Here is a 2,307-nt window from a genome sequence, read left to right as displayed (position 1 = left end):
CCCGCGGGGCCCCCCCCCCTGTGAAAACCCCGGTTAACACCCCCTGTTCCCGGGCGGCCTCGGGGGGCGGGAGCCCCCACCCCCCCCCCCCCCATCGCCTCCGATCTTTGCGGCTGGGGAGCCGCAGGGTGGGCTCCGGCCCACCGTGGTAGAGCGGACCGTGGGTCCGTTGATCCAGGGGCAAGAGAGACCGGATACGCGACATGGGCCGCCCTCCCTCCCGCGTCGGTCGTGCAAGGAGAGAGGCACGACCGTCCCGGCCCCGTTCGTGTCCGGTGCAACAGCCACGGCCATCGATGTGATGGCCCGTGGTTGCCTGATGCCATCGCGCGTTGGCGCGCTGGCCCCATCCACCATCGGGACATGCGCATGAAACTGATCTCCGCCATCATCCGACCGTTCAAGCTCGACGAGGTCCGCGAGGCCCTCTCCGATGCTGGCGTGTCGGGCATCACCGTGACCGAAGTGAAAGGCTTCGGCCGCCAGAAGGGCCATACCGAGCTGTACCGCGGCGCAGAGTACGTCGTCGATTTCCTGCCCAAGATCAAGATCGAAACCGTGGTCACCGACGAGCGCGCCGATGCGGTGATCGAGGCGATCCAATCGTCGGCAGGTACCGGCAAGATCGGTGACGGCAAGATCTTCGTCACCGCCGTCGAACAGGTCATCCGCATCCGCACCGGCGAAATCGGTGCAGACGCGCTGTAACCCCCTTCCGGAGACTCCCCCAATGAAGATGCGCCTTCTTACCGGGTGGCAAGCCCGGTTCCATCTCGTGTGCCTGCTGATGCTGCTCAGCGCGCTGGCCGCGGGCGTCTGGCCGGGCAACGCCCACGCCCAGGCCCAGGTGACACCGTTGAGCAGTGAACCGGTAGCGGTCGAGCCGCTGCAGGCACCGGCCGCCGCCGCTCCCGCGGCTGCCGAGGCTGCGGCCCCGGCCTTCGATCACGGCGACGTCGCCTGGATGCTGACCTCCACCCTGCTGGTGCTGTTGATGGTGGTGCCGGGCCTGGCCCTGTTCTACGGCGGCCTGGTGCGTTCGAAGAACGTGCTGTCCGTGCTGAGCCAGATCCTGGTGGTGTTCTCGCTGGTGCTGCTGCTGTGGGTGTCCTACGGCTACAGCGCGGTGTTCAGCGCCGGCAATCCGTTCTTCGGTTCATTCACCGAGTTCGCGTTCCTGAAGGGCTTCACGCCCGACTCGGTGGGCAACACGCCGATCGCGGGCCTGCCGGATTATCTGTTCGTCGCCTTCCAGTCGACTTTCGCCGGCATCACCACCGCGCTGATCGTCGGTGCCTTCGCCGAGCGCATCAAGTTCCGTGCGGTGCTGCTGTTCTCGGCATTGTGGTTCACCTTCAGCTACATCCCGATGGCGCATATCGTCTGGGGCGGTGGCTACCTGGGTGAGCTGGGCGCGATCGACTTCGCTGGCGGTACCGTGGTGCACATCAACGCCGGCGTTGCCGGCCTGGTCGCCGCGTGGTTCGTCGGCAAGCGCCTCGGCTACGGCCAGACCGCGCTGAAGCCGCACAACGTACCGTTCACCTACATCGGCGCGATGCTGCTGTGGGTGGGCTGGTTCGGCTTCAACGCCGGCTCCGCCGCCGCGGCCGATACCGTGGCATCGCTGGCCTTCCTCAACACCGTGCTGGCCACCGCCGCCGCAGTGCTGGGCTGGACGCTGGTGGAAGCCATCGGCAAGGGCAAGCCGTCGGCGCTGGGTGCGGCCTCCGGCGCGGTGGCCGGCCTGGTCGGCATCACGCCCGCGTGCGGCACGGTCGGGCCGCTGGGTGCCATCGTCATTGGTTTCGTCGCCGGCACCGTCTGCGTGTGGGGCGTCACCGGTCTCAAGCGCCTGCTGAAGGTGGATGACACGGCCGACGTGTTCGGCGTGCACGGCGTCGGCGGCATCGTCGGCGCGATCCTCACCGGTGTGTTCAGTGCGCAGTCGCTGGGCGGCACCAAGGCCGATCTGGATATCGGCCACCAGGTGTGGGTGCAGGTGGTCAGCGTCGGCCTGACGGTGGTCTGGTCCGCCGTGGTGACCGCGGTCATCCTGCTGCTGGTGAAGGTGGTGGTCGGCCTGCGCGTGACCGAAGAGGCCGAACGTACCGGCCTGGACGTCACCTCGCACGGCGAATCCGCGTACGAGGCCTGATGCAGGGGCGGGCGGTCCGGAAGGGCCGCCCGCACGCTGTGCCGCCCGGGGCTTCCCCGGGGCGGGCCGCACGGCCCCCCCCCCCCCCCCCCGGCCCCCCCAAGCACCAAACCACCCCCGACCGCCCCAAAAAGGGCCAGCCCCCCCAC

The 2,307-nt window shown here is 68.9% G+C and carries 2 protein-coding genes; both read left to right on the top strand.

Going from position 1 to position 2,307, the window contains the following annotated elements:
- The first annotated feature begins 369 nt into the window (after window positions 1-369).
- Window positions 370-708 (top strand): P-II family nitrogen regulator, encoded by a 339-nt coding sequence (locus ACVOME_RS18635; protein WP_004134334.1) that lies wholly within the window; start codon window positions 370-372, stop codon window positions 706-708.
- A gap of 22 nt (window positions 709-730) precedes the next feature.
- Window positions 731-2,158, top strand: a complete 1,428-nt coding sequence (amt, locus tag ACVOME_RS18630; RefSeq protein ID WP_053520267.1) for an ammonium transporter — start codon at window positions 731-733, stop codon at window positions 2,156-2,158.
- The last annotated feature ends 149 nt before the right edge of the window (window positions 2,159-2,307 follow it).

It is taken from the genome of Stenotrophomonas sp. STEN008 (genome assembly GCF_056760435.1).
This window is presented reverse-complemented; position numbering and strand designations above follow the sequence as displayed.

What these genes read in the sequence shown, in the direction of transcription:
- ACVOME_RS18635 (WP_004134334.1), top strand. Translation starts at nt 370, where the DNA reads ATGAAACTGATCTCCGCCATCATCCGACCGTTCAAGCTCGACGAGGTC.
- amt (WP_053520267.1), top strand. Translation starts at nt 731, where the DNA reads ATGAAGATGCGCCTTCTTACCGGGTGGCAAGCCCGGTTCCATCTCGTG.